Consider the following 5052-nt stretch of genomic DNA (forward strand, 5'->3'; position numbering starts at 1 on the left):
GCACCCGGCGTACTGACACCCGGAACACCGCCCGGCAGACCCGGAAGGTTGGCACCCGGCGTACTGACACCCGGAACACCGCCCGGCAGACCCGGAAGGTTGGCACCCGGCGTACTGACACCCGGAACGCCTCCGGGCAGACCCGGGACGTTGACGCCGGTACCGATGGAACCCGCACCCGGCCCGGTCGGCAGCGCCGGCGGCCGCGGAGCGGGGAGCGGCCCGCCCGCCACCGGACGATCAAGTCCGGCCGGCGGGGTAAGGCCGGTTCCCGGCCGGTTCGGGAGGTCAACCGGGGGTGGCGCCGGAGGGCGGACGGGTGAAGGCACGGCCGAATTGCCACCGGTGCCGGTTCGGGGCGGACCGCCTGCGGGCGCGGGAACGAGCGGCACGCCACCCGGGACACCACCGGGGAATCCGCCCGGCGGCGGCGGCGCAGGCAGATCAGCCGGGGACAGCCCGTTGCCGTCCGGGATGTCGAGGTTCGGCACGCCACCGGGCGGAGGCACACGGCCCAGGTTGAGCGGGCCGTTGCCACCCGGACCGCCGAGATTCGGCACTCCACCCGGCGGCGGAAGGTTGCCTCCCCCGCCGGTGCCACCTCCGCCCAGGCCGGGCACGCCACCGGGTGGCGGTGGAGCCGCCCCGGACGGGGGCGGCACAGGTGACGGAGGAGGCACCTCGGACGGAGGCGGCACAGATGACGGAGGAGGCACCTCGGACGGAGGCGGCACAGATGACGGAGGAGGCACCTCGGACGGAGGCGGCGGGGGCGGCACAGATGGCGGAGGGGGCGAGGGGACGTTGCTCGGATCCGCTCCGGGAGGCTGCTGGAACTCGGCGACCTTGATCTCGTCGTAGACCTTGACCAACTGGTCGATCTCGTAGGCCATCATCCGGGCCATCGGCTTCTCGTAGGCGCCACCGGTGATCGCTACCAAGCCGTCTTTACCGACCGGGGCGCCGGACATGCGGGCCAATGTCGCGTAGGCGCTGTCCCAGTACTTGACGTTGCGCTGTGCGTAGGCCAGAGCGTTGCCCGCCCGGTACATCTGCTCCGGGACGTTGTAGGAGATGCCCGTGGCCGGACTACCCTTGATGGCCTCGGCATGACTGCGCACGTTGTCGGCGATATCTGTCATCTTCTGGAGGAAAGCCTCGGCCGCCGGACCTTGCCAGGGTTTGCCCTCTCCCGCGACGGCTTGGGAGTGCTCCCGGAGGACTCGCTCGATCCAGGTCAGAGCCTGCTGCGCACGGTCGAAGGCCGCGCCGGTGTCGGCCAGAGACTGCGGGCTGACAAGACTGGCGGCGTAAGCCTTGCCGGCGTCCGTCGCCAGAGCTGCCCCGCCCACCACAGCGGACCGGAGGAGCCGCCATCCGCCCGGTTGATCTACGTAGGCCTGATAGTCCAGCCGATTGTCGATGGGCACTTTCCGAGGAGCGAAAGTGGCGTTCGGATCTTTGTCGCCGTTGGGAGCGTCAGCCGCGTCCGACATTGCCTGACCTTGGTGAGAGTATGAACGGGAAGCAGAGAAGGCGGGCCGGGCTCAGTTGCCGGCGACAGCCTCACTGTTGGTGCCGCTGTCGCCGAGGACGCCCAGCCGGGCATCGCTGCGCCCGGTCAGCTCCTTGAATGTCTGAACGCTCAGGCTGTTCAGTTCCTCGGCGGTGTCGTAGTCCTTGGCGATCTTGCTGACCTCCTCGGCCACCTCGTACAGCAGCTCCTGGAGTCGGTCCAGCACCACCTTCACGTCCTCTTTCAAGCCGCCACCGGCATCGTCGACGATGAGGTTGCGAGTGACCTGAGCGACGGCGAAACCGCCCGGGCGCGGATCGACCGCGTCCACGGCGGTCTTCGACTCCATCAGGATCCCGCCGCCAGCCGGCACGATGGCCTTCAATGTGTTGGCGAAATGCTGAAGAGCCTCCGTGCTGACCGTGACCCCGCCCTTGCCGCCGGACTTGGCGTCGTACGGCTTCACCGGCAGCTCATTGAAGCCGGAAGATGGCCGATCGATGTAGGACTCGTTCGGGTCGAACGGTGGCGGCGGGTCCGTCATCCCCTCCCGCTTGTCTTCGACGTACCCTTTCCAGGTTTCCGGCTTCGTCTGATCCTGGAACCACATCCAGGCCTCCCACTGGTCCGGTGGGTAATTGCTGGCCAGGAGCCGGTTGGTCTGGGCACTTCCGCCCTGATCCATGTTGTCTTTCCACATCTTGGCCAGGACGGACATCGACCAGCTCTCCCCGGATTCAGGAAGGTGGTGGTCCTTGTCGTACTTGTCGAACAGGCCGAGATAGGCGGCGCCCTCGATGCTCGGACTGGTCAGATCCGCTGCCATGGTCGGCGATCCCCTCGTGAATCAGTGCGGTCACGGAGTCGATGAGCCGGCCGCCCGATTGTTCGGGCGGCCGCGACGGCGTGCGTTATTCGAAGCGGGCCCGGTTGGTGGTCTCGGCGTGGCTGTAGGTCTCGACCACGCCGGTCAGGGTGTGGCGAGCGTTGTCCAGGAAACCGCTCATCTCGATCGCGGACTGGTCCCAGCGGGCCTTCGCCACCTGATAGGCGGTGCGGACCTGCTCGCTCTTCCAGGAGTCGAGGCTGCTCTCGACGTTGCGCTCGAGTTCGTCCAGGGCCAGCTTGATCTGCTGGTTGATGCGCTCGACGTCGTCGAGAAACGCCTCGGCCTGCCCGAAATTGATGCTGAAGTCGCTCAAGGTGATGCCCTTTCCGTGGGGTGAGGAGAATCAGGAGAAGCCAGGAAGATCTGATTGCAGCCTGCTCGTGGACGAGGTCGTCTCGTCCTCGGCGGCGAGGTAGGTCGCGCTGGCCCCCTGCAGCTGTCCCCGCAGCTCATCCAAGGCTGAGATGACCTGGTTGAAGGACTGTCCCCACTGCTCCATCGCCGTGCGGAAACCCTGCGAGGCCTGCCCCTTCCAGAAGATGGTCAGGTCCTCGACCCGGCCGGCGACGCTCTCATTGGAAGTGCGGAACTCGCCGGACTTCGCCTCGAACTCCTGGGCTGCTGCACGCATGCCCGCTTCAGTAGTGGAGACAGTACTCACGGTGGTCGAACTCCTTTGTGCGGAAGTCATTGGCGTCACCGATTCATCGGCGACCGCTGCGCAAGCTTGGGATGTCCTACCTTGGTCGCCAACGGCATGGGCGATACCTGCACGGGCGTTCCGGAAGATTGCACGCGGAAGCGGCAGGAGCGCGCTCGAGACCGCACCAATGTGCTGACATGCTGCACCACGGTGACGACCGGTGAACCTTCTCTTCCGGCCGACCCGTGCGCTCTGGTGAACTTTTCGACTCGACCTACGTCGTACCAGGCATGATGTTTCCCGTCTGCGCCCCTTCGTCATGAGATTGTTCAGCAAGAAGGCGCCGCCCCAGAATGAGACCATCGCCGAGTTCTGGCAGTGGTGGAACACCGCGCGGGACGACGTGGCGAAAGCCGTCAACGACGGCACACTCGTCGGGCTCGGCAAGGAGATCGAGCGCCGGGTGCACGCTGTCGATCCCGGCCTGAGCTGGGAGGTCAGGCGGAGCAGCACCTCCGCGCACGTGCTGGCCGTCACTCCCCGCTACCCGGCGAACGTCCGGGCGGCGGCCGAGCGGTGGCTGGCCGCCGCTCCGCCGGCCGACGAGACCTGGTCCTATCGATCCGTACTGGTCGTGGCCGATCCCGAAGCGCTCGAGTCCACCAGGGAACACGGCGGGCATGTGGTCGATCTGGCCGAGACCCGGTACTGCATCACGGTGCGGGAACAGGACCGGCAGATCGATGTCGTCTGCTGGCACCCCGCCTTCGAAGGCCTCCCGGAGGACGCCCGAGAGCATTTCGCTTACCACGCCATCGACTGGGCTCTCGGCGAGGACGACGCGGTGGTCTGGACCGATGAGATCACCTGGACCGCGGCCGAGCCCGCGAAATCCTGCTCCCCGGCCGAGTTCCGGGAGGCTGTCAGCGCGTTGGCCGGCCGCGCCGACCACTGGAAGTTGTGGTCCGGCAACTGGAACGGGTCAACGTTCCGCACCGTGGTCGCGGCTCCGTTGCATCCCGAGCGCTGGCCCCGGTTCGACCAGCACGTGTTGATCCGGCTGCCGTATCGGCGGTTCGACGACGAGCAACTCCCGGTCGACGAGTCACTCACGGCGCTGCGCCGGTTCGAGGAGAAGCTGAGCGAGGCAGCCGGCGCCGACGGTGCGCTGGTCGCCCACGAGACGGTCGATGGCCGGCGGACGCTCCACTTCTACGTCGATTCGCAGACCGGCGCATTGGCCGAACTCGAGTCGCGCCTCCCCCAGTGGCGCGAGGGCCAAGCCTCGGTCGACACGCTGCTCGATCCGATGTTCCAGCGTGTCGAGTATCTCCAGTAGAGCCGCGACCACCGGCGTCACCGCGCCCTCCGGATGCGCGCGAATGAACGCCCGCGGCGGCGGTCGATGCTGCACTGACGAACGATCGTGACGACCTGCTGCACGGACGTTCCGTAGTCGGACGCGCTGCACGCGAACCGGGACGGGGCGACATTCACTTGTGAGTTCGAGGAGAGGGGCCGGAGATGGATCTGCAGGGGCGTATGGAAGGCGTGCTCGCCGAATTCGAGCGTCAGCGCAGCAACTTGGCGGAGGTGCAGCGCAAGATGCGGGACCTTTCGGAGACGGCGACATCACCGCGGCGCGAGGTCTCGGTCACGGTCGGACAGAATGGCGTGCTGACTGCCATCCAGTTCCCGTCCACCGCCTTCCGGCGGATGACGCCCGGCGAGCTCAGTTCCGTGCTGATGGCCACCTACGCCGACGCCAAGGAGAAGGTGCTGGCGCGATCGGCCGAGATGCTGCAGCCGCACCTGTCGGAAGGGGCGGACGCGGGCGCGCTCGTGCGAGGCACCGCCAAGTCTGACGTCTACATGCCGGATCCCTCGTCGTTGCCGGCCGAGATCCGCGAAATGTTCGGGTTCGGATCGTCGCCGCGATAAGCGGGACGCCTCACGTCACAAGTATCGGTCGGACTATGAATTGCTGGTGTCTCTGTGGTTGAC

Annotated in this window: 6 protein-coding genes; 2 read left to right on the forward strand and 4 right to left on the reverse strand. The window is 67.1% G+C overall.

What is annotated here, in order from left to right:
* The 4 genes from LXN57_RS39155 to LXN57_RS48250 form a co-directional block, all read right to left on the reverse strand.
* A partial coding sequence (locus LXN57_RS39155) for a WXG100 family type VII secretion target (RefSeq protein ID WP_251803283.1) occupies window positions 1–1430 on the reverse strand: 1430 nt, incomplete at its 3' end.
* A gap of 117 nt (window positions 1431–1547) precedes the next feature.
* On the reverse strand, window positions 1548–2342 hold the full coding sequence (locus LXN57_RS39160) for a hypothetical protein (protein ID WP_251803284.1): 795 nt from the start codon (window positions 2340–2342) through the stop codon (window positions 1548–1550).
* An 85-nt stretch (window positions 2343–2427) separates the two neighbouring features.
* Window positions 2428–2718 (reverse strand): WXG100 family type VII secretion target, encoded by a 291-nt coding sequence (locus LXN57_RS39165; RefSeq protein WP_251803285.1) that lies wholly within the window; start codon window positions 2716–2718, stop codon window positions 2428–2430.
* Window positions 2719–2748: 30 nt separating this feature from the next.
* Complete coding sequence (locus LXN57_RS48250; RefSeq protein ID WP_308206693.1) at window positions 2749–3411, reverse strand: WXG100 family type VII secretion target; 663 nt, start codon at window positions 3409–3411, stop codon at window positions 2749–2751.
* On the opposite strand from LXN57_RS48250, the gene LXN57_RS39175 reads away from it, so the two are divergent.
* Window positions 3368–4387: a DUF695 domain-containing protein gene (locus LXN57_RS39175; protein WP_251803287.1), complete on the forward strand. Its 1020-nt coding sequence runs from the start codon at window positions 3368–3370 to the stop codon at window positions 4385–4387. The genes LXN57_RS48250 and LXN57_RS39175 overlap by 44 nt on opposite strands.
* A gap of 185 nt (window positions 4388–4572) precedes the next feature.
* Complete coding sequence (locus LXN57_RS39180) at window positions 4573–4989, forward strand: YbaB/EbfC family nucleoid-associated protein (RefSeq protein WP_251803288.1); 417 nt, start codon at window positions 4573–4575, stop codon at window positions 4987–4989.
* Window positions 4990–5052 lie beyond the last annotated feature (63 nt).

The organism is Paractinoplanes hotanensis, from assembly GCF_023717965.1.
Lineage (GTDB): Bacteria > Actinomycetota > Actinomycetes > Mycobacteriales > Micromonosporaceae > Actinoplanes > Actinoplanes polyasparticus.